Origin of the sequence: Nocardiopsis halotolerans DSM 44410 (assembly GCF_000341065.1) — a bacterium.
In the GTDB taxonomy this organism is placed as follows: Bacteria; Actinomycetota; Actinomycetes; order Streptosporangiales; family Streptosporangiaceae; genus Nocardiopsis; species Nocardiopsis halotolerans.
Map to the genome: position 1 here is coordinate 1 of NZ_ANAX01000164.1, position 22672 is coordinate 22672.

The following is a 22672-nucleotide window of genomic DNA, read 5'->3' on the forward strand; positions in this document are numbered from 1 at the left end:
CGTCCACCCGCCACTCGTGGTCGCCGTCGACGTGCTCGGCCAGCAACCCCGGCAGGTCCCTGGACAGGTAGGCGGCGACCTCCGAGGGGCCGGCCACGGGGTCGGCCACCACGCCCACCGTCACCGGCTCGTTCGAAGCGGTCTCCCCGCTTCCAGAATCGTTCACGACCAGCTCTCCTTGTTCCTCGGTGACACATCGCATCCCGGGGGTCCCCGGCCACGCCGAACCCGAGAACCACCGGTACGCGTCCGCGGTGCCGCGGCCGCACGTTCGCCACTACCCGTGGCGCGCACCGGGGACTCCCGAGCCGGCGGGCCCGCCGCAGCCCCACTCCCGGCGCCCTCGCGAAGCGGATCGGCGCGCCGGTGGCGGCGGCCGTCGTCACGCCCTCCGGAGCCGGATTCCCGCCCGTTCCCGTCCGCCGTGTCCTGGTGGCGACCCGTCCGATCCGCCTCCGACCTGTTGAATCTTTCGGCTCCCACCCCTATCGTTCCATGGTCGGCTTAATCGTTCGCTGAACGATTAAGCCGTTCGCCACCTACGCCGACACGGAGGGGAAGTCATGCCGCGTTCACCGGGTTCCGAGAGCGGTCCGCCGCGGGTCCCGCGTAGAACCGCGCTGCTGGGCGGCGCGGGCGCCCTCGGCGCCGCCGCACTGCTCTCCGGATGCGGCCCCTCCGGCCGGGAGGGTCCACCGGCGATCCCCACGGGATCGGCCACCGGTACCCCCGCCGACGGCGGGGGGGTGCGCCCGGCGNACCGCCCGCGTCACAGGCGGAGACCCTCGACCCGGCCAGCTCGCTGTCGGCCTACGAGTACCTCGGCGCCCTGTACAACCGGCTGGTCCGCATGGACGAGAACGGTCGCACCGTGCCCGACCTGGCGACCGAGTGGGAGTCCAGCACCGACGGAACCGTCTGGACCTTCCGGCTGCGCGACGGCGTCACCTTCCACGACGGCGCCCGGTTCACCTCCCGGGACGCCGCCCACACGCTGCGCCGCATCGTCGATCCCGCCCTGGCCTCCCCGCAGGGAACGGTGCTGAGGCCGCTGCTGGACCCGAACAGGGTGTACACCCCCGAGCCCGGGGTCCTCAGGATCGAGCTCAGGAGCCCCAACTTCGAGTTCCCGGCGCTGCTGACCAACTACAACTGCTACGTCATCCCCGACGGCAGCGGCGACACGATCGGCACGACCGGCGTCGGCACGGGCCCGTTCCGCCTGGACACCTTCTCGCCCGGTGGACGCGGACGCGTCGTCGCCAACGGCGACCACTGGGAGGGCCCGCCGGTCCTGGACGCCATCGAGATGTTCGCGATGACCGACATCCAGGCCCGCACCAACGCGCTCCTGTCCGGGCAGGTCGACCTGCTCACGCAGACCAATCTGGACTTCGCCACCGCCCGCGTGGTGGAGGCCTCCGAGCGCGCCACCATCGCGCGCTCGGTCAACGCGCAGTGGTACGTCCTGCCGATGCTCACCACCGCGGAACCCTTCACCGACCCACGGGTGCGCCGGGCGATGAAGCTGGCCTACGACCCCGGGCACGTCGTCGACGTCGCCCTCCAGGGCACCGGCGTGGTCGGCAACGACAACCCGGTCCCGCCGGGCACGCCCTACTGGACCGACCACGCCGTCCCGCGCGACCCCGAACGGGCGCGGGCGCTGCTGGCCGAGGCGGGCCACGAGGGCCTGCGGGTGGACCTGTACACCTCCAGCTACGACCCGGTGTTCACACCGATGGCGCTGGCCTACCGGGACTCGGTCGCCGAGGCGGGGATCGACGTCACCGTGCGCAACGCCTCCGCCGACTCCTACTACACCCGGATCTGGATGAGCGAACCCCTGATGGCCACCTACTGGTACACCGGCCGCCCCGCGGACCAACTGCTCAACCAGGTGTTCCGCAGCGGCTCCTCCTACAACGAGACCGCCTGGTCCAACGCGGACTTCGACGCCCTCCTGGACGACGCCCGACGCACGGCGGACGAGGACCGTCGCGCGACCCTCTACCAGGACGCCCAGCGCATGGTCGTGGACGAGGGCGGCGCGATGACCCCGATGTTCGCCGACCGCCTGGTCGGCATCTCCCGGGACGTCCTCAACTACCGCGAGACCGGATTCGAGTTCGACTACCTCAACATCGGATTGAGGCCCTGATGCTGATCTACGCCACCAGGCGACTGCTGTCCGCGGTCGTCACCGTGCTGCTGGCGTCGGTCCTGGTCTTCGCCGCCGTGCAGCTGCTGCCGGGCGACGTCGCCACCCAGGTGCTCGGCCAGGACGCCACCCCCGAGGCGGTGGCCGCGCTGCGCGAGCAGCTGGACCTGGACCGCCCCGCCGTCGTGCGCTTCCTCGACTGGATCGCCGGAGTGGTCCAGGGGGACTTCGGAACGTCCCTGGTCTCCGGCGAACCGGTGACCGCGACCCTGTGGCTGCACCTGCGCAACACCGTGCTGATCGCCGTGGCCACCATCGCCGTCGCGGTCACCTCCTCCATCGCGCTGGGCGTGGTCGCGGGCCTGTACCGCGATCGCTGGCCGGACACGGTGATCTCCACCCTGACCCTGGTCGGGATGAGCGTCCCCGAGTTCGTGGTGGCGACCCTGCTGGTGCTCGCGCTGTCCATCACCGTCCCCGTCCTGCCCGCGGTGGTCCTGGACGAGGCGTCGGCGCCGGTGTCCGACCTGCTGCCCGCGATCGTGCTGCCGACCATCGCCCTGTCGGTGGTGATGACCGCCTACATCGTGCGGATGACCAGGACCAGCGTCATCGACGTGATGGCCAGCGAGTTCGTCACCACCGCCCGGCTCAAGGGTGTCGGGACCGCGCGCGTGGTGCTGCGCCACGCCCTCCCCAGCGCCCTGCTGCCCACCCTCAACGTGATCGCCATGAACGTCGCCTGGCTGGTCGGCGGCGTCGCCGTGGTGGAGAACGTCTTCAACTACCCCGGTGTCGGCCAGCTGCTGCTGGAGTCCGTGCACGACCGCGACCTTCCGGTGTTGCAGTCCATCGCCGTGGTCAGCGCGGCCGTGTACGTGCTGTGCAACCTCGCCGCCGACCTCGCGGCGATGGCGCTCAACCCGCGCCTGCGCACCGGTGAGAGGAGCGCCCGATGACCGAGACCCGCGAACCCCGGCCGGGGAACGCCGGGGGCCCGCCCGCACGCGGGCCCGGGGCGGTGCGGCGGACCCTGCGCTCCCTGACGCGGTCCACACCCGCCATGGTCGGCCTCTGCCTGGTCGCCCTGCACCTGCTGCTGGCCCTGCTCGCGCCCCTGCTCACCCCCTACTCGCCGACCGGAAACGCCCCCGACGACGCGCTGCTCGGCGTGGGCCCCGAACACTGGGCGGGCACCGACGCCCTGGGTCGTGACGTCCTCACCCGGGTGCTGTACGGGGGCCGGTACGCGCTGACGGTCTCCTTCGCCGCGACCGCCTGCGCGGTGGCCCTGGGGACCGTCGTCGGGTGCGCCGCCGCCCTCCGGGGCGGCTGGTTCGACGACGCCCTGATGCGCGTGCTGGACGCGGTCCTGGCGATCCCGCCGATCCTGGCGCTGCTGGTGGTCGTCACCGTGCTCGGTGCCGGCCCCGCGGTGATCGTCCTCGCCGTGACGATCGTCTACGCGCCCCAGGTGGTGCGCGTGGTCCGCGCGGCGGCCCTCGGCGTGGCCCCTCTCGACTACGTCACCGCGGCGCGGGCGCGCGGTGAGCGCACGGTCTCCGTCCTGGTGCGCGAGGTGCTGCCCAACATCGCCAACGTGGTGTCCGTCGAGTTCGCGATGCGGGCCTCGTGGGTGGTGCTGCTGATCAGCTCCCTGTCGTTCCTGGGCTTCGGCGCCAATCCGCCGACCCCGGACTGGGGACTGATGGTCTCGGAGAACCGCACCACCATGGTGGTGGTGCCGTGGGCGACCCTCGCCCCGATCGTCGCCCTGGCGACCCTGGTCGTCGGGCTGAACCTGTCCGCCGACGGCCTCGCCAAGGCGTGGGGTGTCGACCGTGTGAGGGAGGGCTCATGACCGTCGAGGACCCGCGCGAGACCCTGGTGAGGGTCGAGGGACTGTCGGTGGCCTACCGCTCGGACGGCGCCGACGTGACCGTCGTCCGGGACGTGTCCTTCGAGGCGCGGGCCGGGGAGACCGTGGCCGTGGTCGGCGAGTCCGGCAGCGGCAAGTCCACCGTCGCCGGAACCCTGCTGGGGCACCTGCGGCACGGCTCCCGGGTCACCGGGGGCCGGGTGGAGGTCGCGGGCCGGGAGGTGTTCTCCCTCGACCGCGCCGGTCTGCGCCGCCTGCGCGCGCACGACGTCGCCCTGGTGGGGCAGAACGCGGGCAACGCGCTCACCCCGTCGATGCGGATCGGCCGGCAGATCGAGGAGTCGCTGCTGCCCCAGCGCATGACCCGCGCCGACCGGCGCGGGCGGGTCCGGGCCCTGGTGCACAAGGTCGGCCTGCCCGACCCGGACGCCATCGTCCGTCGGTACCCGCACCAGCTCTCCGGCGGCCAGCAGCAGCGGGTGGCGATCGCGATGGCGCTGGCCGCGCGGCCGCGGGTGCTGGTCCTGGACGAGCCCACCACCGCGTTGGACGTGGTCACCCAGGCGCGCGTCCTGGACCTGGTGGCCGGGCTGAGCGAGGAGCTCGGCCTGACGTCGGTGCTGGTCAGCCATGACCTCGGCGTTGTGGCGCGGATGGCCGACCGCGTGGTCGTGATGCGCGAGGGGGAGGTCGTGGAGGCGGCCGACGGGGCCGACCTGTTCGCCCGGCCCCGGCACGACTACACGCGCCACCTGCTGGCCAGCGTGCCCCGGGTCGGTGACCGGGGCCTGGCCGAGGTCGGCGGGGACGGAACCCGGACCGTGCGCGAACGGGCACCCCTCCCGCCGGACACGCCCGAGGTGGTGTCGCTGAGCGACGTCACGATCAGCTACGGGCGCCATCGCGCGGTGGACGGGGTCTCGCTCTCCCTGCGCCGAGGCGAGGTGCTCGCCCTGGTCGGCGAGTCCGGCAGCGGCAAGTCGACGCTGGCCTGGTCGCTGGCCGGGCTGCGCGCACCGACGGAGGGGGACATGCGGCTGCTCGGGGAGGTCGGGGGCGACCTGACCCCGGGCGCGCGGGAACGGCCGCTGCCCGTGCGGCGCCGGGTCCAGTTGGCCTTCCAGAACGCGGACACCTCCCTCAACCCGCGCCGCGTGGTGCGGGAGGCGGTGCGTCGGCCGCTGCGGTTCTTCGGGCTCGCCGCGCGGTCGGAGGCCGACGACCGCGCACGCGACCTGATCAGGGACGTGGCCCTGGACCCGGCGCTGTCCGACCGGCTCCCCGAACAGCTCTCCGGCGGTCAGCGCCAGCGGGTGGGCATCGCCCGCGCCCTGGCCGGGGATCCGAGCGTGGTGGTCGCCGACGAGGTCACGACCGCGCTCGACGTGTCGGTCCAGGCCTCGGTGCTGGCGCTGCTGGACGACCTGAGGTCCGAGAGGGACCTGGCGTTCGTCTTCATCAGCCACGACCTGGCGGTCGTGCGCGGTATCGCCGACCGCGTGGCGGTCATGCGCGACGGGCGGGTGGTGGAGGAGGGGCCGGTCGAGGCCGTCTTCTCCGGCCCGAACCACCCCTACACGCGCCGCCTGCTGGACGCGGTGCTGGAGCCGGACCCGGAGCGGCGCGGGAGCGGCGCACCGGAGGCACCCGACCCGGAGACGTCCGTTCCGGAGGCGCCCGGTTCGGCGCCGCACGACCCGGAGGCGTCCGACGGGCACGCCGAGGGGTCCGGAGAGGCCGGGGAGGCGGGAGAGACCGATCCCGGGTGGATCGACCTGGGCGGAGGCCACCGCATCCGCCGCTGGGACCCCGACGGTCCCGGGCCGGACGCCTGAGGCGAACGGTTCGGTCGGGACTTCCGCGCCCGGTGGTACGGACGGTCCACCCGACACTGACGTTCAGCACGAGGCGCCCATACGAGGCCGCCCGACACACGAGACACACCACGAACGGAGAACATGCGCTACCGCGAGGACTTCGACAGAGAGGTCGAGGTACGGGAGGACTGGATCCCGATGGCGGACGGCACGCGTCTGCACGCGTGGATCTGGCTGCCGGTGGACGCCGCGGAGGACCCGGTTCCGGCACTGCTGGAGTACCTGCCCTACCGGAAGGGCGACTGGACCGCGCCGCGTGACGCCCAGCGCCACCCCTACTACGCGGGCCACGGCTACGCGTCGGTGCGGGTGGACCTGCGCGGGTCGGGCAACTCCGAGGGGGTGATGCTCGACGAGTACAGCGAGCAGGAGCTCGACGACGGCGTCGCGGTCGTCGAGTGGCTCGCCGCCCAGCCCTGGTGCACGGGCCGGGTCGGCATGTTCGGCATCTCCTGGGGCGGGTTCAACTCGTTGCAGATCGCCGCGAGGCGTCCGGAGCCGCTCAAGGCGATCGTGACGGTGTGTTCGGCCGACGACCGCTACGACAACGACGTCCACTACATCGGCGGTTCGGTCCTGGGCATCGACATGGCCGGGTGGTCGGGGACGATGCTGGCCTTCACCGCCCGTCCGCCGGACCCCGTCGCCGTCGGCGACGCCTGGCTGCCCATGTGGAAGGAGCGGCTCGACGCCCTGGAGCCGTTCATCCACACCTGGCTGGCCCACCAGGAGCGCGACGACTACTGGCGGCGCGGGAGCGTCTGCGAGGACTACTCCGCCGTCGGGGCCGCCGTCCTGGCCGTCGGAGGCTGGGCCGACCCCTACCGCGACACGGTGCTGCGGCTGGTGGAGCACCTGCCCGGGCCGGTGCGCGGCATCCTGGGGCCCTGGGCGCACCAGTACCCCGACATCGCGCTGCCGCCCGGCCCGCACATCGGATTCCTCCAGGAGACGGTGCGCTGGTGGGACCACTGGCTCAAGGACGTCGACAACGGCGTGACCGACACCCCGCTCCTGCGGTCCTGGATGCAGGAACCCGTCCCTCCGGCGACCGCCTACGCCGAACGCCCGGGCCGCTGGGTCGCCGACGACGCCTGGCCCTCGTCGTCCACCCGGTGGACCGAGCACGCGTTGGGCACGGACACGCCGGTTCGGGTGCACAGCCCGCAGCACACCGGCGTCGACGCGGGCCGGTTCTTCCCCTACGGCAACGCCACCGACCTGCCGCCCGACCAGCGTGCGGAGGACGGACGTTCGGCCTGCTTCGACACCGGGCCGCTGACCCGGCGCACGGAGATCCTGGGGCGGGCCCGTGTACGCCTGCGCATGGACGCCGACCGGCCCCGGGGCACGGTGATCGTGCGCCTGTGCGACGTCGCACCGGACGGCTCCTCGACCCTGGTCAGCCGGGGCGTGATGAACCTGGGCAGCCGTTACGGCCGGGACCGGTCGGTGCCCTGGGAGCCGGGTGTGCCCGAGGACGTCGAGGTGGAGCTGACCGGCACCGGGTACGCCTTCCCCGCCGGCCACCGCGTTCGTGTCGCCGTCTCCACCGCCTACTGGCCGTGGGTGTGGCCCCAGCCCGACGACCCGACCCTGACGGTGTGGCCCGCCCGCAGCGCCCTGCTGATGCCCGAGCGCCCCGAGGGGACCGACGACGGGAGGGACGCCGTGGACTTCGACGAGCCGGAACAGGCCACTCCGCTGGCCATCGTCCGCGGGGCCTCGGAGGGCCGCCCCGAGCGGGTGGTCACCCACGACGTGGGCACCGGTGAGTGGGTCCTCGACGTGGACCCCAACTACGGGGGATCGCGTACCTATCCCGACGGTCTCGTCTACACCGAGAGCGCCCGCGAGCGCTACCGGATCCGGTCCGACGACCCGCTGTCGGCCGTGGCCGGGTCCGAGTGGGAGATCACCCTGGAGCGGGACGGCTGGAACGCGTCGGTGCGCACCTCCAGCGAACTCACCGCGACCGAAGGCCACTTCGTCGTGCGCAGTACCCTTGAGGCGCGCACCGGGGACCAGGTCGTCGCCGAGAGGACGTGGCACCGCGAGATTCCGAGGACGGCGGGGTGATGGAGGAACAGGCAGGCGCCGGACCCAGGCCGCCCGGTCCCAAGCGGCGCGCCGTGGCCCCCGACAAGCGGACCCGTCAGCCCACCGAGGTGCGCAGAAGGCTCATCCTGGAGGCCGCCGTGCCCCTGGTCACCGAGCACGGTGCGGGCGGGGTCGGCCTGCGCGACATCGCCCGGGCGGCGGGGGTGTCGGTCGGCACGGTCACCTACCACTTCGGCGGGGTCAGGGAGATCATCAGCGAGGCGGTGTCGATCGAGATCGACGGCTACTACCGGCCGCTGGGTGAGCGGATGCTGTCCCGGCCGACCGCCGTCGAGGGGTTGGAGGTCCTCGTCGAGGGCGTGTTCAACCCCGAGACCGACCGGCACTGGCGGCTGTGGTTCGACACGTGGGCCTCCGTCTCCGCGCCGGTGCCCGACTCCCGGCAGCACCGGCGCTACGAGGACTGGTCGGACCGCGTGGCCGAGCTGATCCGGCGGGGGCGGGAGAGCGGCGAGTTCTCCTGTGAGGACGTGGAGGAGACAGCGGTCCGCTGCGCCGCCCTGGTCGACGGTCTCGCGCTGCGCCGCCTGCGCGGGGCGCCGCCTCTGGCCATCGACCAGGCGCGCTCCCACCTGCGCCGCTTCCTGACCTCCGAACTGGGGCTGAAACCGGCGGCCGATCCGGTGCGGTGACCCGCGCGCGTCGCCCCGGGCGGAGCGGAGCGCGTCCGGGCCGCGGCGGGGCCGTCGGTGGCGCTGCCCTACGTGAGGGCGGTGACGCCCTCGTACTCTCCCAGGTGCGCTCGACCCGTCACCTCGTACTCGAGAAGCAGCAGTCCGTTCGGTGTGGCCTCGTGGTTGAGCAGGCGGAGACCGGAAGGGGCGCTCGCGCCGGTCAGCAGCCGTCGGCCAGTTCGCAGGACGACGGGCGCGACCACGAGGCGGAGGGTGTCGATCAGGCCCGCCGTCAGCAGTGAGTCGCCGAGCCGGGCGCTGCCGTGGATCTGCAGTTCCCGTCCCGGTCGCGCCCTGAGTTCGGTGACCGCGCGGACCGGGGAGCCGTTGAGGATGGTCGTGGGATTCCAGGTCCCTTCGGTGAGGGTGTTGGTCACCACGTATTTCGGCATGGTGTTCATCCGTTCGGCGAACGGGTCCGCCGGATCGGTGATCTTCGGCCAGTCGCGGGCGAACGCCTCGTAGGTCCTCCTTCCGAGCAGCAGCCCGTCGGCGAGGTCGAGCCAGCCGGAGACGCGCTGGACGAACGTCCCGTCCATGTGGGGGACGAGCCAACCGCCGCTGGTGAACCCGCCGCTGGTGTCCTCGTCCGCTGATCCGGGGCCCTGGCTCACCCCGTCGAGCGTGACGAACTCGGTGAGGGCGATCCTCATCGTGTGCCCTCGGCGTACGCGGCCAACTGGGCGGCGACCGTTCCCCAGCCCTCGGCGAAGCCGAGCTTCTCGTGATGTGCGCGGGCCTCCGGTTCACCGTGTCGGACGACGATCCGGTAGTGCGTTCCGTCCGGGTGGTCCTTCAGGGTGATCGTGGCGGTCATCAGGATCGATTCGGGGGCGGCGGGACGCCATGTGCTGTCGATCGCGGTGGTGAACACGATTCGCTCGAGCTCGTCCACGGCGAGGAAGCACGCGTCCAGGTGCGGGACGAACTCGGTTCCGTCGTCGCTCAGCCGCGTCACGAACGCCCCGCCCGGCCGCAGGTCCAGGCGGTTCACCCGGCATCGGAACGGAGCGGGGACCCACCATCGTTCCAACTGGGAGGGATCGGTCCAGGCATCCCACACGGTCCTGCGCGGAGCACGGATGATCCGCTCCAGGCTGAGGTCCAGCTCAGGGTCGAGGTTCATCGTCGGTTCTCCTCCGTGTCGGTGACGAACTGCTCGAGGCGGTCGGTGCGCTCCTCCCAGATCCGGCGCTGCTCCGTGAGCCAGTCGTCGATCAGGGCGAGCCGTTCACGGTTGAGCACGCAGGTGCGCACCCGTCCGGACTTGACCGTGCGGATCAACCCGGTCGATTCGAGCGTTCGCACGTGCTTCATGAACGAGGGAAGGGTCATCGGAAACTCGCGGGCGAGGTCGCCGACGCTCGTGGGTCCGTGGCCGAGGCGCCGGACGACGGCGCGCCGGGTCGGGTCGGAGAGGGCGACGAAGACTCCGTCGAGCTGCGCCAAATACTGTGCCACATGGCTAAGTGTTGCAGTCGTACGACAGTTAGCGCAAGGGCTAAGTGTTGTGTTCGCCCATGGTGACGGGTCATCACCGATCGCTGCGGTGCGAGGCCCGCCGCCCGGTGGTGGGAGGAGGGGGACCTGCCGGAGCGGGACGGCGGCGGCCCCCTCCCGGTGTTCCGCCACTCGACGACGCACCGGTGAGCTGACCGGAGAACCCTGACGTTCACCACGCTGGGGCCCGTTTCTCGGAACGTTCACCCTGGGAGGCGGTTCGGGCGCCGCCGCTGGCCGTCGACCGGGCGCACTCCCACCTGCGCCGTTTCCTGGCCTCCTGACCGGGGCCGGAGCCCGTGGCCGATCCGGTGCGGTGACCTCCGCTGCCGGGGGCGCCCGCCTCGCGCGACCTCTGGCGGGCGCCCTTCGGCGACCACGGCCGACGTTGGACGACGGGCTCAGGGCCTCACGACGGCGAAGGCGGGGTCCGGCGCCTCCAGGACGTCGAGCAGCGCCCGGAGCACCGAGAGGTCGCCCTCGTGGTCGAGGTCCTCCAGCTCCCGACGTGCCAGGACACCGATCAGCTGCCGCCTGGTCGTGGTGAGCGTCAACCGGGCCCGGGGGTCGGGCGTGCGGTCGCGGAAGTGCACGAGCACGCCGTTGGCGAGACGCAGGTGCCAGAGGGCGTCGTCGCCGATGAGGGACAGGTCGATGCGGAGGTCGAGCTCCCAGGCCGCGGGTCCGTCGACCCGGACGGCCAGGGAGTCGAGCAACTGACCGACGTCGAGGGCCGCCAGCAGCTGGGGTCCGCCGGTCCGGCGCCTCACCCCGGGCCCGTGGAGGAGTTCCCGCGCTCCGGTGAGGTAGTAGTTGCGCCACGTCGCGTTCTCACAGCCGTGTCCGAGCGCGGTGTAGACCTCGGCCAGGCGGTGCCGTGCCTCCACGTGGGTCGGTTCGGCGAAGACCGCGTGGTTGAGCAGCGTGGCGGCGAAGCGGAGGTCCCCCTCCGCGACGCGGGTGTCCGCGTGCGCGAGCGTCCGGTCGACACCGCCGAGCAGCTCGACCCACCGCCTGGCCTCCTCGACCGGCGGAAGCTCCCACAGATGCGCGGGGTTCCCGTCGAACCAGCCGAGGTAGCGCTGGTAGACGCCCTTGACGTTGTGGCTCAGCGATCCGTAGTAGCCGCGGTTGGCCCACCGCCTGTCGAGGGCGGGCGGCAGCGTCAACTCCTCCGCGATCTCCCGGGGGGTGAGGCCCCGGTTGATCAGGCGTACCGTCTGGTCGTGGAGGTAGGCGTAGAGGTCGCGCTGCCCGGCCAGGAACTCCTCGATCCGGTCGGCGCCCCAGGTGGGCCAGTGGTGGGTGGCGAAGGCGACGTCGGTGCGGCCGCCGAAGAGCTGGAGGGCCTCGGTGAGATAGCGCGCCCACTGCCGGGCGTCGCGGACCTGGGCACCCCTCAGCGTGATGACGTTGTGCATCGTGTGCACGGCGTTCTCGGCCAGGCACAGCGCCCGCCGGGCGGGGAGGTACATGTTCATCTCGGCCGGGGCCTCCGTCCCCGGCGTGAGCTGGAACTCGATCTCGACTCCGTCGACCACGCGGACCTGGCCGGTTCCGGTGATCGAGTCGGTGGGCTCGACCAGGCCCATCGTGCCGGTGGCCAGGCGCTGCCCCAGACCGCAACCCAGGTGTCCTGCGGGGTCGGCCTCGAGTGCGGTGCCGTACATGAAGCCCGACCGCCGGGCCATCGCCGGTCCGGCGTAGACGTTCTCGGAGACCGCGTGCTCCAGGAAGCCCTCGGGCGCGATCACCGGGACGCCGGGGGCCGCGTCCGCGAGGACGCCGTTCACGCCCCCGAAGTGGTCGGCGTGCGGATGGGTGAGTACCACGCCCGTGACCGGCCGGTCGCCACGGTGGGACCGGTAGAGCGCCAGCGCCGCGGCGGCGGTCTCGGCCGAGGTCAGCGTGTCGATCACGATGACACCGGAGTCACCCTCGACCAGGGTCATGTTGGCCAGGTCGAACCCACGGACCTGGTAGATCCCCTCGGTGACCCGGAACAGGCCGTGTCTGGCCGCGAGTCGGCTCTGCCGCCACAGGCTCCCGCTCNCGTGGGCGCCGGTTCCTCCAGGAAGGCGTACGCGTCGGCGTCGTACACCACGCGTCCGGCGGTGTCGGTGACGCGGGCGGGTTCCAGCGTCCCCACGAAACCGCGCCCGGCGTCGCGCAGGTCCCGCTCGTCCTCTGCGGGGAGACCCTCCGTCTCCGGTCGTGCGGCGGTCATGCCGATGCCTCCCCGGCCCTGACGAGTTCGCGGATGACGCCGTTGCGCTGGATCTCCGACGCGCCGGTCAGCACGCGGAACATGCGCAGCTGCCGCCAGATCACGTCCACGGGCGCGCCCCGCACCATGCCGGCCTTGCCGTGGATCTGCATCGCCTGGTCCGCGATGGCGAACGCGCGTTCGGCCACGAACAGCTTGCACATGAAGGACTCCACCCGGGGCCGCTCCCCCGCGTCGAGCGCGGCGAGGGCGTCGTAGGTCATCGAACGGGCGGCGTAGAAATCGGTGGCCATGTCGGCGAGCTTGTGTTGGATCGCCTGCTTCTCCAGGAGGAGTCCGCCGGAGACCTGGCGCGTGGCGGCGAAGTCGAGAGCCAGGCCGATCGCCCGCCGGGCCGCGCCGAGGGCGGTGGGGCAGTGAAGCAACCGGTTCGTCGTGACCCGGCCGAGGGCGATCCGCATGCCCTGCCCCTCCTCGCCGAGCAGGTTCTCCTCGGGGACGAAGCAGTCCTCCAGGACCACGTCGCTCTCGATGTTCTGTCCCGACAGGGGAACCCTCCCGGGCGTGACGCGGCAACCCGGGGAGTCCAGGTCGACGAGGAACGTGGAGTAGACCTCCTCGGAGGAGTCCATGCGTGCGACCAGGATCGAGAAGTCCGCGAAGGTGCCGCCGGTGCTGAACACCTTGTGGCCGGTGACCCGGTAACCACCCGGGACCGGGGTCGCGGTCGTGCGCATACGGCGTACGTCGGATCCCGCGTCGTCCTCCGTCATGGAGAAGCAACACGCGCGCTCGGCCCTGACGACCGGGAGCAGGTACTTCTCCTTCTGGTACTCGGTGGCGTGCTCGAAGATCGCGCCGATCCGCAGCGGTCCGCCCATGTCACCGAGCACGCTCGTGGCCAGCACGCGACCGGAGGCGCCGACCTCCTCCTTGAGCGCCGCCAGCTCCGTGTGGGACAGCGCCTGACCGCCGAGGTGCTCGGGAAGGTGGATGCCGTAGAAGCCGAGTTCCCGGCTGCGTCGCCACACCGGTTCCAGCATGGATCGTCGCAGCGTGGACTCGGGAACGAGGCCGAGGTCCTCCTCGTAGGCCGCGAGCTCTCCGGACAGGTAGTCCCGGAGGCCGGTGACCAGCGCGTCGAGGCGCGGATTGCCGTGGTAGCTCGGTCGCAGCATGAAGGTCATGTCCGCTCATCCCACCCTTCGGTCCGTGCCCGCCCACTCGCGCTCGCGGAGGGCGCGGCGGTCGATCTTGCCGTTGCGGTTGCGTGGAAGCCGCTGGACGAACTCGACGACGCGCGGGAGTTTGACCCGGGACAGGCGGGTCGCGCAGAACTCGCGGAGTCCCTCCTCGGTGGCCTCCGCGCCCGGGCGGAGCGTCACGAACGCCTTGACGGTCTCACCCCACCGTTCGTCGGGGGTTCCCACCACGCACACCTCGAAGACGGCGGGGTGCTCGTAGAGGGCGGTCTCCACCTCGGTGCAGTAGACGTTGTAGCCGCCGGAGATGATCATGTCCTTCTGACGGTCCACGATGAACAGGTAACCGTCCGAGCGGAGGAAGCCGAGGTCACCGGTGTGCACCCAGCCGTCGCGGAACGTCTCCGCCGTGGCCTCCTCCGCGTGGAAGTACTCCCGGACGCAGTCGGGTCCGCGTGCCACGATCTGGCCCACGGCGCCCGCGGGCAGTGGTTCTCCCCCCTCGTCGACCACACGGACCTCCGTGTCGAAGACGGGACGCCCGCAGGAGAGCAGGAGTTCGGGGTCGGACTCGATGCCCCGCACCACGTCCTCGGAGGTGAGGAAGGTGACGGCGCTCGTGGTCTCGCCCTGGCCGTAACCCTGGTTGACCACCGGGCCGAACAGTTCGACGGCGTCGCGGAGGCGGGCCGGGCTCACCGGAGCGCCACCGATCGTGACGCTGCGCAGACAGGACAGGTCCCGCCGCCTCGCGGTCGGTGAGGCCAGCACCAGGTTGAGCATCACCGGCACCAGGAAGGTGTGCGTGACGCGTTCGCGCTCGATGACGTCGAGGTAGGCCTCGGCGTCGAAGGCCGGAAGTACCACGACCGTGGCGCCGCGGAAGAAGCAGCCGAGGATGCCCATGCCGCTCGCGTGGGTGATCGGGCCGGGAGCGAGGTAGACCGACCCCGGGGTGACGGAGCCCTGCGGGTTCATCGCCAGCTTGCGCATGTTGGACAGGCGGTTCTCGACCGTCTGGACCGCTGCCCTGAGCGTGCCGGTGGAACCGGAGGTGAAGTTCAGTACCGCTGGCGAGTGGCCGTCGAGGTCGACGGCCACCGGGTCGGTGTCGCCCTCGGCGAGGAGGGCGGTGTAGGTCAGGGGCGCGCCGGTCTCCTCGTCGAGGCAGACGACGAGGCAGTCGAGGGCGTGGTCGTCGACGATCGTGCGTACCGTCCCGAGGTTGGCCCCGTCGACCAGGACCAGCCGCACCTCCGCGTCCAGGAGGACGTGCTCGATCTCGGCCGCCGCCAGTCGGGCGCTGACCGGCACACGGAGGCAGCCCGCCTTGCAGATGGCCATCTCGGCGACGACCAGTTCACCGCGGTTGCCGGCGAGAGTGGCGATCGCGGTGCCGGGACCGTAGCCGCGCGCGGACAGGGCGGAGGCGAGCTGGTTGGTCTCCTGTTCGAGGGCGTGATAGCTCCAGCGCCGGTCCCCGGACACCAGGGCCTCCGCCTCCGGCCAGTGGGACGCGCTGCGGGTGAGGTAGCTACCAAGATTCACGAGCCCTCCAGAGACGATGAGTGAACGCGAAGATACTAGACACTATGTCCAGGTTCTGTCCAGGGGCTTGAACGTTGCTAGAAAGGCCTCATGACAAACGAGGATCGACGCACCCTCCGTACACGGGCCGCACTGCGGGCGGCGTTCGTCGCCCAGGTGCTCGAACGCGGATACGCCGGGGTCAGGGTGGAGCACATCGCCGCGGCGGCCGATGTCGGGAGGGCGACGTTCTACACGCACTTCCGCGACAAGGAGGCCCTCTACGACCACGTGGTCGAGGTCGTCCTGGGCGAACTGCGGGAGAGGATCACCCCCGCGGACTGGGAGGGCGTCGGGTTCACCGGGCGGCCGGTGGCCGAGCTCTTCCGCCACGCGTCCGAGCAGCCCGAGGTGTACCGACTGATCCTGCGTGGTGAAGGCGACGGCCGCGGCCTGCGGGCCCTGGTCGACGCGTGGACCACGACGGCCTACGACGTCTTCGCCGAGCGGGCGGAGACCCAGCGGATCCGCCCGCGGGTGGACCTGCGCGTCGTCGCGCGGGCCTGGGTCGGAGAGCAGGCGGCGGTGCTCCTGTGGTGGCTCGAGTCGCCCGCGCCGCGTCCGGGGACGGAGCAGGTGGTGGAGACGCTGGTCGAGCTGTCCCGGCACGGGCGGTACTGGGCGACGGGCTTCGACCCGGTTTCCACGTAGGGGTTGTGTGGCGCCGGTCACTGCCCTTATGTTCTGGACGCACAGAACAGTATTGGATGTTCTGTCCAGGAACTAGAGAAGGGTCGGTGCTGTGCTGTCGTACCGCAGACTGCTCCACGAGTACCCCACCGGAGCTCGGCGCCGGCTCCTGTTGGCCGTCGTCGTGCTGGCGTTGTTCATCTCGGCCTACGAAGGGCAGCTCGCGCCGATCCTCCCCCTGTTGCTGGCCGACCTCGGGCTGACCCTGGAGGCCTACGGGCTGATCACCGCCGTGTCACTGCTGTTCGGAGCCGTGTCCGGATACCTGGGAGGTGAACTGGTCGACCGGATCGGCCGTGTCCGCGTGCTGGTGCCGTGCATGTTCCTGTCCGCGGCGGCGTGCCTGTTCATGGCGCTGTCGCAGTCGGTCGCCCACTTCGTCGCCGCGCGCATCCTGCTCGCCTTCGTCGAGGGCGTGGCGATGGCCGGTACCCAGCCGCTGATCCGGGACTTCACCCCGAGGATGGGCAGGGCGCAGGCCTTCGCGTTCTGGAGTTGGGGCCCCGTCGGGGCGAACTTCTTCGCGGCGGTCCTCGCCGCGCTGACGCTCGGCCTGTTCGACGACTCCTGGCGTTCGCAGATCTTCCTGATGTCCGGCCTGGCCTTCGCGGGTGCGACGGTCGTCGCGTTCACGCTGCGCGACCTGTCCCCCGAACTGCGGCGCACCATCCGTCTCAGCGAGCGGACGACCCGCGAGAGCGGCGCGGCCGCGACCGGTCCCCGACTGGGGCCGCTCCTGGGGCACCGTGTCGTCTGGGCGCACGTGGCCGCGATGTCACTGCTCTACGTGCTGCTCGCCACCATGAACGCCTACGGCCAGATCATGCTGGTCGAACACTTCGCCGTCACGGTGCGCACGGCGTCGGCGATCGTGATGTCGTTCTGGATCAGCAACCTGGTGGCCAGCCTGGTCTTCTCCCGGCTCTCCGACAGGGCGCAGAACCGCAAACCGTTCCTCGTCGGCGGGGGACTGGCGGCGGCGCTGCTGCTCGGGGGGCTCATCGCCACCATGAGCGCGGGAGCGTCCGCGTCGTGGTTCCTCGTCGTCGTGCTGCTGACCGGCATCGGCCTCTCGCTCGGCGCCGTGCTCGGGCCGTGGATGGCCAGCTTCTCGGAGTACACCGAGGAGATCCACCCGGACGCCCAGGGAGTGGCCTTCGGCCTCAACCACTTCGTGAGCAGGTTGTTCATCCTCGCCGCGGTGCTGCTGGCACCGCGCGTGGTCTCCGCCACCGGCTGGCAGACGTGGATGACCGTCACCCTGGTGGCCATCGCGGCCTTCGCGGTCGTCGTCACACAGGTCCAGGGCGGCATGCGGCGCGCGCACGGTTCTCCAGCGGCGGGGGAGACCGACGTGGTCGTGCCCACGGCCGAGGTGCCCGAGGACTCCCCGAGGAGCTGAGGTCGGCGTCCGCGCGGTCGCACCACGGGGTCCGGCCACGGGACCTTCGTACGGGTGGCCATTCGGGAGGTCGTGACGTACGGGAGGCGGAATGGTGGCCTCTCGTCGCCCGCCCGGAGCGCTGCCACGCCCAGGGGGTGTTCCCGTTCTCCGGTCACACGGCGGACCCAGTCGCGGGCACCCCGAACCGCCAAGGACGCAGAGCTGAAGCATGCGGCGTGACGTCGTCCCTCACAGCGGGAGAGCCTGCCGGTGGAGTACCCCGGCACCCGGTGGGGGAGCCGGGGTGGTACCACTGTTCGAGATTCGGGGAGGGGCGTTGCGTACACCTGGTCACCATCTGCGTTGGATGCACTCTGGGAGCGGAGTTCCTGATCCGGTTCGGAATCTCATGTTCAGGTTCGGAATCCAGCAGGTAAAGATGCCTGGCGCTAATCCGGAATAGACGAGACTGAAGCGGAAGTTCCTGGAAATGAACGACGCGCTTCGGAATCCTGCGTCATGCTGGATGCATGTCCTCCAGCGAAAACACAAAAGCAGACAAAAGGTCCTTATTGCCTACGGTGCCGAGGTGCGCCGCCTGCGGAAGGAGCACGGCCTCACCCAGACGACGCTCGCCAAGAAGGTGAGCTCGTCGAAGACGGCGATCTCCGACCTCGAGCGAGCACTGGTCAACCCCTCCGCCCAGCTCCGGGAAGAGGTGGGGCGGCTCCGGGATGAGCAGAAGAGGTTGGAGCGATGAACAGGTCACCGGTGTCACCTGGCACGGACTGGCACAAGAGCAGCTACAGCAATGGGGGCACCAACTGCGTGGAGGCTCGCGAGAGTGTTCAGGGAGCCGATGTGCGGGACTCGCAGAACCCCCTCCTCGGTCATCTCCGTTTCGCCTCCCTGGAGTGGGCTGGTTTTCTCCAGGGGGTCAAGAACGAACAGCACGTCTGACAGTACGCACAGTCTCTGAAACGTGGCGGACGACGGCAGTCGAACCCGTGCCGTCAGCTTGGGAGTCCGAGGCCGTGGAATCCGACTGGCCTGTGAACAGCTCGCTCGCTGCTTCGTGGACGGCTGCTGTCTGAGTGGTGGTGAGTCCCCGTCTACCGCCATCCGAACGTTGACTACGGCTCTGGCCAGAACTGGGCCAGGTACTGTTCGCGGCCTTCCAGAGCGCGTTCGGCTTCGGTGAACTCGATCCCGTGGATGTCGTCGAACCGGCCGAAGAGAGCCATGTAGGCCTCGCTGACGATGCGGCGATTGCGGTGTGCGACACGGACCCGGTACCGGCCCGGCGCCGGGAGCGTAAGTAGGTCGTGTTGTGCGCCTGCGGTGATCTCGTCGACGCTGACCACTCCTGTGGCGAGTTCTATAACGGCGGTGCGCGAGCCTTCCCAGTCATCTTCGTCCCAGGCCGGTTCGGTCTCCCAGGACTCCAGGTACAGGCGCACGAGAACGTTGTTCTGCATGCTGTGGAAGTAGACGGAGCGCTCACCAACGCTGAAAACGTTGCGTCCGGGAACGGGGGCCGTGTCGTCGCAATCCTTACCGTCGACGATCTGGAAGATGCCGTAGTCGGGATAGACGAGCGTGCTGTTCTGACTGAGGAGGCGGCTCATGCGCGTGCTCCGTCTCTGGGGGTGATGGAGGACTCGAGCCCAGAGGGTCGTGCTGTCAGACCATCGGGACCCTTTCGTGGCCACAGAGGAGCTCTGCGGGGCCCGTGCGGGTGACGGCGGCGATCCGCCCTCGGTGGGTGTCCCGATCCGAGTATCGGGTGCGGTTCGTGCAGACTCCGGAAAGCAGTGCGGCCAGGTGTTCGGAAAACCCCGAACGACCTGGCCGTCTGTGTGTCTGGAGCGGATGACGGGAATCGAACCCGCGTTATCAGCTTGGGAAGCTGAAGTTCTACCATTGAACTACATCCGCGCGGCACCGCCGGAAGGATCCGGCTGGCAACGGATGCCATCCTAGCCCAACTCCGGGGTGCGTGGGCAACTCGGCCCGGGACGTCCTGGGGACGGGGCGGGCGACTACCCTGCGTTGTCCCACGCGGTAGGTTCGGAGCGTGCTGCTCTCCGATCGCGATATCAGGTCAGAAATCGACGCCGACCGGGTCCGGATCGACCCCTTCGACCCCGGCCTCGTCCAACCCTCCAGCATCGACGTACGGCTGGACCGCTTCTTCCGGGTGTTCGAGAACCACAAGTACCCGCACATCGACCCCTCGGCCGAGCAGCCGGACCTCACCCGGCTCGTCGAGACCGACGGCGAGGACGCGTTCATCCTCCACCCGGGCGAGTTCGTCCTGGCGTCCACCTACGAGGTCGTCACCCTCCCGGACGACATCGCGAGCCGGTTGGAGGGCAAGAGCTCCCTGGGGCGCCTGGGACTGCTCACCCACTCCACGGCCGGGTTCATCGACCCCGGCTTCTCCGGGCACGTCACCCTGGAGCTCTCCAACGTGGCGACCCTGCCGATCAAGCTCTACCCCGGCATGAAGATCGGCCAGCTGTGCATGTTCCGCCTGTCCTCCCCGGCCGAGTACCCCTACGGGACGGCGGGCTACGGGTCCCGCTACCAGGGCCAGCGCGGGCCGACGCCGTCCAGGTCCCACCAGAACTTCATCCGCACCCGGATCAGCCCCGAGTCCCCCTAGTCCGGGGGTGGACGCGAACACCGGGTTTCGCTGACGGTATGATCATGGGTCGACACGTACTGTCGTTTGGCCCCCATGTCTCCCCAATGTGACCAAGGTCACTGTTTTGGCGTGTGTGGCGTAGATCACAAAAGCACGCCTCGTGGCTGCGACATCCGCTGCTACAGGTCGACAGACGGTTTTTATCCCGGTTAAACATGTTATTTGCTGGTTATCTACCGTCTGAAGTGTGCGTACGTACATCGGTAGGGTTACGCCCCGACGTGAACCAGGTAGTGGTTTGCCCTGATCAGGGGCGCGCAAGGGGGCTCTGCGCAGGCCGACTACCTGTGGGAACCGCGGGTCGGCACAGGGGCGGACGGTGCCCCGGCACGTCTCGCGGCCGGGACCACCCTCTTGAGGAGACCGTGCCAGCAGTACGCGCAGACCACTTGTACAAGGTGTTCGGTAGACAGTCCAGAGCCGCCGTCGAGCGGCTCTCGGACGGCAGTCACAGGGACACCATCGCCGACCTCGACGTGACGGCCGCCGTCATCGACGTGTCGTTCGAGGTCGAACCGGGCGAGATCTTCGTCGTCATGGGCCTGTCCGGATCGGGGAAGTCCACCCTGATCCGCATGCTCAACGGCCTCCTGGAACCCACATCGGGGACCGTCGAGGTCGACGGCGTGGACATCACCGCCCTCAGCAAGAAGAACCTCCTGAAGCTCCGGGGCGAGAAGGTCAGCATGGTCTTCCAGCACTTCGCGCTCCTGCCGCACCGTACGGTCCTGGAGAACGCCGCCTACGGCCTGGAGCTCCGGGGCGTGTCCCGTGCGGAGCGCGGACGCAAGGCCAAGGAGACCCTCGAACTCGTGGGGCTCGGCGGCTGGGAGGACAAGCTTCCCCACCAGCTCTCCGGAGGTATGCAGCAGCGTGTGGGCCTGGCCAGGGCACTGGCCGCCGACACCGACATCATCCTCATGGACGAGGCGTTCAGCGCCCTCGACCCGCTCATCCGGCGGGACATGCAGACCCAGCTCCTGGAGCTCCAGGAGTCCCTGGGCAAGACCATCATCTTCATCACGCACGACCTCAACGAGGCCATGCGCCTCGGCGACCGGATCTGCGTGCTCCGCGACGGCCGCGTCGCCCAGGTCGGCAGCGCCCAGGAGATCCTCAGCGAGCCCGCCAACGACTACGTCGAGCGCTTCATCGAGGACGTCGACCGCACCCGCGTGCTCACCGCCGCGTCGGTGCTCGACCCCGACGCGCCCTCCGCCGACTCCTCCGCTCCGCAGGTCTCCGCCGACACCCTCGTCGCGGACCTGTACGCCAGCGCCGCCGAGTCCGAGCGGCTCCGCGTGGTCGACGAGGACGGCAACGTGCTGGGGACGGTGACGCGCAACTCCGTGCTGTCCGCCCTCGCGACCGGGAAGGAGACCCCGTGACACCCGTCGACTTCCCGCCGTCCCTGCCGATCGGCGACGGCTTCGAGGCCCTCAACTCCTGGCTCAAGAGCAGCTTCGGGCCGGTCTTCGACGTCATCGCCGCGTTCATCGGCTGGGCAGTGGAGGCCCTGTCCGGGTTCTTCGTCGAACCGGCGGCCGGACAGTTCGCCTTCATCGCCGCCGTGATCATCGCCGTCCCGCTGCTGCGCACACGGCGCCTGCCGCTGGTGGTGATCGTCGCCGCGGTCTCGGTGCTCTACGTCCTGCACGCGCAGTTCGCGTTCGGCAACACCGTCGTCAACAGCCTTCCGCCCCAGCTCTTCCTGTGGGCGATGAACCTGTTCGACCAGCAGTACGTGGACGCCTACTTCTGTATCTCGCTGCTCTTCCTGGTCGCCGTCACGGTGCTGGGCCTGCTCGACCGGGGCACCCGCGTGCGCACCGGCGTCGTCGCGGGCGGCTGGCTCGTGCTGCTCCTGCTCGGCTGGCTCGTCCTCCCCGCCCTGGTCACCCAGCCCAGGGCGCTGGTGATGATCCTGCTGCTGAGCCTCCTGGCGCTCTCGGTGGCCGGATGGCGCATGGGCCTGTTCGGGCTCCTCGCGCTCACCCTGGTGGCCTCGGTCGGCCAGTGGACCAACGCCATGGACACGCTCGGCCTCGTGCTCGTGGCCAGCGCCATCGCGGTGGTCATCGCGATCCCGATCGGCGTCCTGGCCGCCTACGAGGACACGGTCAGCAAGATCGCCAAGCCGGTCCTGGACCTGATGCAGACGCTGCCCGCGTTCGTCTACCTGATCCCGGCGATCTTCTTCTTCTCCATCGGCGCCGTGCCCGGCGTGGTCGCCACCATCGTGTTCGCGATGCCGCCCGGCGTCCGCCTGACCGAGCTGGGCATCCGCCAGATCGACAAGGAACTGGTGGAGGCGGGCGAGTCCTTCGGCGCGTCCAGCCGCAAGATCCTCACCGGCATCCAGCTGCCGCTGGCCCTGCCGACCATCATGGCCGGTGTCAACCAGGTCATCATGCTCGGCCTGTCGATGGTCGTCATCGCGGGCATGGTCGGCGCCGGCGGCCTGGGCAGCGAGGTCTACCAGGGCATCACCCGCAACGACGGTGCCCTCGGCTTCGAGGCCGGTATCGCCGTGGTCATCCTGGCGATCTTCCTCGACCGCCTGACCGCGGCCGTCACCCGCAACAGCCCGAGCGCGGCGGCGGCCTGAGCCGCCACACCCCATCCCATCCCCGCACACCGAATTCCCCGAGGGAAGGAAT

19 protein-coding genes, 1 tRNA gene and 1 pseudogene are annotated in these 22672 nt (G+C 70.5%); 13 read left to right on the forward strand and 8 right to left on the reverse strand.

The window, feature by feature from the left end; all coding sequences use genetic code 11:
* Window positions 1–850: 850 nt before the first annotated feature.
* From D455_RS30260 to D455_RS0112670, 6 genes are all read left to right on the forward strand, one after another.
* Window positions 851–2161, forward strand: coding sequence for an ABC transporter substrate-binding protein (locus tag D455_RS30260; RefSeq protein ID WP_449289308.1), 1311 nt, complete (start codon window positions 851–853; stop codon window positions 2159–2161).
* Entirely contained in the window at window positions 2161–3120 is a 960-nt protein-coding gene (locus tag D455_RS0112650; RefSeq protein ID WP_017571091.1) for an ABC transporter permease, read from the forward strand. Before D455_RS30260 ends, D455_RS0112650 begins: the two co-directional genes overlap by 1 nt.
* On the forward strand, window positions 3117–4022 hold the full coding sequence (locus D455_RS0112655; protein WP_017571092.1) for an ABC transporter permease: 906 nt from the start codon (window positions 3117–3119) through the stop codon (window positions 4020–4022). Before D455_RS0112650 ends, D455_RS0112655 begins: the two co-directional genes overlap by 4 nt.
* Window positions 4019–5875, forward strand: a complete 1857-nt coding sequence (locus D455_RS0112660; RefSeq protein WP_017571093.1) for a dipeptide ABC transporter ATP-binding protein — start codon at window positions 4019–4021, stop codon at window positions 5873–5875. Before D455_RS0112655 ends, D455_RS0112660 begins: the two co-directional genes overlap by 4 nt.
* Window positions 5876–5998: 123 nt before the next feature.
* The gene (locus D455_RS0112665) at window positions 5999–7996 is read left to right on the forward strand and encodes a CocE/NonD family hydrolase (protein ID WP_017571094.1); all 1998 of its coding nucleotides are present in this window, start codon (window positions 5999–6001) and stop codon (window positions 7994–7996) included.
* Window positions 7996–8670, forward strand: a complete 675-nt coding sequence (locus tag D455_RS0112670) for a TetR/AcrR family transcriptional regulator (RefSeq protein ID WP_017571095.1) — start codon at window positions 7996–7998, stop codon at window positions 8668–8670. Before D455_RS0112665 ends, D455_RS0112670 begins: the two co-directional genes overlap by 1 nt.
* 68 nt (window positions 8671–8738) lie before the next feature.
* Here the strand turns inward: D455_RS0112670 and D455_RS0112675 are convergent, their stop codons facing one another.
* The 6 genes and pseudogenes from D455_RS0112675 to D455_RS0112700 form a co-directional block, all read right to left on the reverse strand.
* The gene (locus tag D455_RS0112675; protein ID WP_017571096.1) at window positions 8739–9365 is read right to left on the reverse strand and encodes a dihydrofolate reductase family protein; all 627 of its coding nucleotides are present in this window, start codon (window positions 9363–9365) and stop codon (window positions 8739–8741) included.
* Window positions 9362–9838 carry an SRPBCC domain-containing protein gene (locus tag D455_RS0112680; RefSeq protein WP_017571097.1) on the reverse strand — a complete coding sequence of 159 codons (477 nt, stop codon included), beginning with the start codon at window positions 9836–9838 and terminating at the stop codon, window positions 9362–9364. The genes D455_RS0112675 and D455_RS0112680 overlap by 4 nt, the downstream gene beginning before the upstream one ends.
* Window positions 9835–10173, reverse strand: coding sequence for an ArsR/SmtB family transcription factor (locus D455_RS0112685; RefSeq protein WP_026122574.1), 339 nt, complete (start codon window positions 10171–10173; stop codon window positions 9835–9837). The genes D455_RS0112680 and D455_RS0112685 overlap by 4 nt, the downstream gene beginning before the upstream one ends.
* A 440-nt stretch (window positions 10174–10613) precedes the next feature.
* Window positions 10614–12439 (reverse strand): annotated as a pseudogene (locus D455_RS30265) (alkyl/aryl-sulfatase).
* A complete protein-coding gene (locus D455_RS0112695) occupies window positions 12436–13626 on the reverse strand; it encodes an acyl-CoA dehydrogenase family protein (protein WP_017571100.1) in 1191 nt (396 codons plus the stop codon). Before D455_RS0112695 ends, D455_RS30265 begins: the two are co-directional and overlap by 4 nt.
* Before the next feature lie 6 nt (window positions 13627–13632).
* Window positions 13633–15189 carry a class I adenylate-forming enzyme family protein gene (locus D455_RS0112700; RefSeq protein WP_017571101.1) on the reverse strand — a complete coding sequence of 519 codons (1557 nt, stop codon included), beginning with the start codon at window positions 15187–15189 and terminating at the stop codon, window positions 13633–13635.
* A 90-nt stretch (window positions 15190–15279) separates the two neighbouring features.
* Between D455_RS0112700 and D455_RS0112705 the strand changes: the two genes are divergently transcribed.
* From D455_RS0112705 to D455_RS32870, 4 genes are all read left to right on the forward strand, one after another.
* Complete coding sequence (locus tag D455_RS0112705; RefSeq protein ID WP_017571102.1) at window positions 15280–15879, forward strand: TetR/AcrR family transcriptional regulator; 600 nt, start codon at window positions 15280–15282, stop codon at window positions 15877–15879.
* A gap of 91 nt (window positions 15880–15970) precedes the next feature.
* Window positions 15971–17320 (forward strand): MFS transporter, encoded by a 1350-nt coding sequence (locus D455_RS0112710; RefSeq protein ID WP_017571103.1) that lies wholly within the window; start codon window positions 15971–15973, stop codon window positions 17318–17320.
* Between the two features lie 472 nt (window positions 17321–17792).
* Entirely contained in the window at window positions 17793–18062 is a 270-nt protein-coding gene (locus tag D455_RS30270; RefSeq protein ID WP_083922215.1) for a helix-turn-helix transcriptional regulator, read from the forward strand.
* Window positions 18059–18262 carry a DUF397 domain-containing protein gene (locus tag D455_RS32870; RefSeq protein ID WP_169552629.1) on the forward strand — a complete coding sequence of 68 codons (204 nt, stop codon included), beginning with the start codon at window positions 18059–18061 and terminating at the stop codon, window positions 18260–18262. The genes D455_RS30270 and D455_RS32870 overlap by 4 nt, the downstream gene beginning before the upstream one ends.
* A gap of 173 nt (window positions 18263–18435) precedes the next feature.
* Here D455_RS32870 and D455_RS0112720 read toward each other — a convergent pair whose 3' ends face one another.
* The gene (locus D455_RS0112720; RefSeq protein WP_017571105.1) at window positions 18436–18930 is read right to left on the reverse strand and encodes a hypothetical protein; all 495 of its coding nucleotides are present in this window, start codon (window positions 18928–18930) and stop codon (window positions 18436–18438) included.
* 236 nt (window positions 18931–19166) lie between these two features.
* Window positions 19167–19240, reverse strand: a tRNA-Gly gene (locus D455_RS0112725).
* A 139-nt stretch (window positions 19241–19379) separates the two neighbouring features.
* Between D455_RS0112725 and dcd the strand changes: the two genes are divergently transcribed.
* From dcd to D455_RS0112740, 3 genes are all read left to right on the forward strand, one after another.
* Window positions 19380–19970, forward strand: a complete 591-nt coding sequence (gene dcd / locus D455_RS0112730) for a dCTP deaminase (RefSeq protein WP_017571106.1) — start codon at window positions 19380–19382, stop codon at window positions 19968–19970.
* Between the two features lie 431 nt (window positions 19971–20401).
* Window positions 20402–21400 (forward strand): quaternary amine ABC transporter ATP-binding protein, encoded by a 999-nt coding sequence (locus D455_RS0112735; protein WP_017571107.1) that lies wholly within the window; start codon window positions 20402–20404, stop codon window positions 21398–21400.
* The gene (locus D455_RS0112740; protein WP_017571108.1) at window positions 21397–22620 is read left to right on the forward strand and encodes an ABC transporter permease; all 1224 of its coding nucleotides are present in this window, start codon (window positions 21397–21399) and stop codon (window positions 22618–22620) included. The genes D455_RS0112735 and D455_RS0112740 overlap by 4 nt, the downstream gene beginning before the upstream one ends.
* Window positions 22621–22672 lie beyond the last annotated feature (52 nt).

Excerpts from the sequence above, each read along its gene's own strand:
- D455_RS30260 (WP_449289308.1), top strand. The coding sequence starts at position 851 with ATGGACGAGAACGGTCGCACCGTGCCCGACCTGGCGACCGAGTGGGAG.
- D455_RS0112650 (WP_017571091.1), top strand. The coding sequence starts at position 2,161 with ATGCTGATCTACGCCACCAGGCGACTGCTGTCCGCGGTCGTCACCGTG.
- D455_RS0112655 (WP_017571092.1), top strand. The coding sequence starts at position 3,117 with ATGACCGAGACCCGCGAACCCCGGCCGGGGAACGCCGGGGGCCCGCCC.
- D455_RS0112660 (WP_017571093.1), top strand. The coding sequence starts at position 4,019 with ATGACCGTCGAGGACCCGCGCGAGACCCTGGTGAGGGTCGAGGGACTG.
- D455_RS0112665 (WP_017571094.1), top strand. The coding sequence starts at position 5,999 with ATGCGCTACCGCGAGGACTTCGACAGAGAGGTCGAGGTACGGGAGGAC.
- D455_RS0112670 (WP_017571095.1), top strand. The coding sequence starts at position 7,996 with ATGGAGGAACAGGCAGGCGCCGGACCCAGGCCGCCCGGTCCCAAGCGG.
- D455_RS0112675 (WP_017571096.1), bottom strand. The coding sequence starts at position 9,365 with ATGAGGATCGCCCTCACCGAGTTCGTCACGCTCGACGGGGTGAGCCAG.
- D455_RS0112680 (WP_017571097.1), bottom strand. The coding sequence starts at position 9,838 with ATGAACCTCGACCCTGAGCTGGACCTCAGCCTGGAGCGGATCATCCGT.
- D455_RS0112695 (WP_017571100.1), bottom strand. The coding sequence starts at position 13,626 with ATGACCTTCATGCTGCGACCGAGCTACCACGGCAATCCGCGCCTCGAC.
- D455_RS0112705 (WP_017571102.1), top strand. The coding sequence starts at position 15,280 with ATGACAAACGAGGATCGACGCACCCTCCGTACACGGGCCGCACTGCGG.
- D455_RS30270 (WP_083922215.1), top strand. The coding sequence starts at position 17,793 with ATGAACGACGCGCTTCGGAATCCTGCGTCATGCTGGATGCATGTCCTC.
- D455_RS32870 (WP_169552629.1), top strand. The coding sequence starts at position 18,059 with ATGAACAGGTCACCGGTGTCACCTGGCACGGACTGGCACAAGAGCAGC.
- D455_RS0112720 (WP_017571105.1), bottom strand. The coding sequence starts at position 18,930 with ATGAGCCGCCTCCTCAGTCAGAACAGCACGCTCGTCTATCCCGACTAC.